Raw genomic sequence first — 1537 nt, 5'->3', positions numbered from 1 at the left:
TCCCCGCCTGCGCGGCCCGGCCCGATTGGGCGAGGGTTTACGACGATTTTGCTAAACCTACAACAATAAAGCGTGCAACACCCAAGGCGATCGACGATGCTTATCCGGCAGCACATTAAAACCGTGTACTCAGTGACTACTGGTCAAGGCAGCAGATACCGTCATAAATGATCCAGTGACCAGCACTCTATCTCCAGAAGTTGAGCTTGCTAAAGCATGATGTAATGCTTCAGCAACATTCTGATAGCGATTAACTGAATACCCTCGATCAACCAGCTTCTGTGCCAACTCTTGTTCAGGCAATGCCCTTGGAGACTCAAATTGGGCAACGTACCACTCATCAATGTTGCTGCTTAAGCAGTCAACAACCGCCATATAATCCTTATCTTTACACATGGCAATAACTGCTCGTGTCTTACCGTCTTCAGGAGAATCATCCAGACGCTGCTTAAGCATTTCTGCTGCCTGAGGGTTATGGGCAACATCAAGCACAACATCGATTAACTCTCCTGATTCATTTTCCATCATCAGCTTCTGGAATCGCCCGGTAACCGATACCTGTGACAAGCCTTTTCCAATAGCTTCAGTGGCAATAGGTTCTGACATAAATTGCAGCGCTTGCAATGCAGTCGCTGCATTATCAATCACCACATTGGGAACCGGCAGGTTTTCCAGCTTTTGATTTTCACTACCTGACCAATGCCATGTATTACCCATCCTTTCCAGATTGAACGCCTCCCCTCTGCAATACAGAGTACTACCAAGACGCTTGGCCATTTCAGTGATTGCCTGCGGCACCGGCTGATCACCAAATATCGCGGGTTTGCTGGCACGGAATATTCCTGACTTCTCTTTGGCTATGGCTTCAATGCTATAACCGAGGTATTCCTGATGATCGAGCGCCACCGTGGTAATTACCGACACATCCGGGTCAACCACATTTGTAGCATCCAGCCGCCCACCCAGACCAACTTCCATCAGCGCCACATCCACCTCTGCTCTTTTAAAGCAGTCAACGGCGGCCAGGGTGGCAAATTCAAAATAGGTTAGCCATGTCGTTTTTCGACCATCATTAATCTTCTCAAAAGCATCACATAGCCAGTCGTCACTGACCTGTTCGCCATTAATGCGAATTCTTTCGTTAAACTTGAGAAAATGGGGTGATGTAAATAGCCCCACCTTATAACCGGCAGCCAGCAAAATAGCTTCAAGAACCGCCAGCGTCGAACCTTTGCCATTGGTGCCCCCCACCGTAATAATGAACGGCGCGGGTTTGAGCAAATCCAACCTGTCAGCCACCAGCCGAATCCGGTCCAATCCAAAGTCAATCTCATGCTCTGGACGCGTCTCCTCCATCCAGGTTAACCACTGTGAAAGGCTTTTTTCTTTCTTTTCAAAAGAGGACAACGTCACATCTCCAGACGTATTCATTACCCACGCAGAGCGTGGGAACGAGAGAGAAAAACCGGCCTTAGGTTGGCTTCTTAAGGTGGACATTTAGCGCCTACTCCCTTCTTCGGGAAGTTAAAGACGGAAC

General features: G+C 48.5%; 1 protein-coding gene. It reads right to left on the bottom strand.

The annotated features are described in order from the left end of the window. Nucleotides 1-129: 129 nt before the first annotated feature. Nucleotides 130-1497, bottom strand: coding sequence for a bifunctional tetrahydrofolate synthase/dihydrofolate synthase (gene folC, locus KDK15_RS14940; RefSeq protein ID WP_257296184.1), 1368 nt, complete (start codon nt 1495-1497; stop codon nt 130-132). Nucleotides 1498-1537 lie beyond the last annotated feature (40 nt).

The sequence above is a fragment of the Endozoicomonas sp. YOMI1 genome (genome assembly GCF_024606345.1).
In the GTDB taxonomy this organism is placed as follows: domain Bacteria; phylum Pseudomonadota; class Gammaproteobacteria; order Pseudomonadales; family Endozoicomonadaceae; genus Endozoicomonas.
Note: the sequence above shows the minus strand (reverse complement) of the source record. Positions and strands in the feature narration are given on the sequence as shown.